Source organism: Algibacter agarivorans (genome assembly GCF_039543245.1).
Classification (GTDB): Bacteria; Bacteroidota; Bacteroidia; order Flavobacteriales; family Flavobacteriaceae; genus Algibacter_G; species Algibacter_G agarivorans.
Genome location: NZ_BAABJJ010000052.1, coordinates 1 through 628, shown reverse-complemented (window position 1 = coordinate 628; position 628 = coordinate 1). Strand labels below are relative to the sequence as shown.

Annotated in this window: 1 protein-coding gene; it reads left to right on the top strand. The window is 35.2% G+C overall.

What is annotated here, in order from left to right; genetic code table 11:
• Positions 1–53: 53 nt before the first annotated feature.
• On the top strand, positions 54–628 hold a 575-nt coding region (locus tag ABD935_RS16555; RefSeq protein ID WP_345194044.1), incomplete at its 3' end, for a transposase.

Sequence of the window (628 nt, the reverse complement as noted above, 5' to 3'; positions counted from 1 at the left end):
TGCATAAGCTATTGGGCATCACAAAAACACTCCAAAAAAACTATAAATTTGAAATGCCTAAAAGGTTCTACACCACATTGGCAACTATTAGAAAAGTATATACCCAACAATATATGTTGTTTACTACAGGTGAAAAACCAAAAGGCAGAATCGTTTCTTTAAGTAAAAGTTACCTACGCCCTATAGTCAGGGGAAAGGAAATCAAAGCTGTTGAGTTTGGTGCCAAAGTCAATAAGCTTCAAATTGACGGTGTCAACTTTATTCAAAAAATAAGCTTTGACAATTTCAATGAAGGCACACAGTTTAAGAATACCATTTATAAAGCCCAAGGGCTTACAAAAATTAAAGTGGACATAGCAGGTGCCGACGCTATCTATGCCACCAATAAAAATAGGGTGTTTGCAACTTCAAATAAGATACAGACCGATTTTAAGCCTAAAGGCAAGCCCTCAAAACACCACAAAACACAGAAAAAACTAAAGGCAATGATAACCAAAGAGCGCGCTTCAAGATTAGAAGGTAGTTTTGGTAAAGAAAAGGAACATTACCATTTAAAAAAGATAAAGGCAAAAACTAAAACAACAGAAATACTCTGGATTTTTTTTGGAATGCATACAGCTAACGCTCT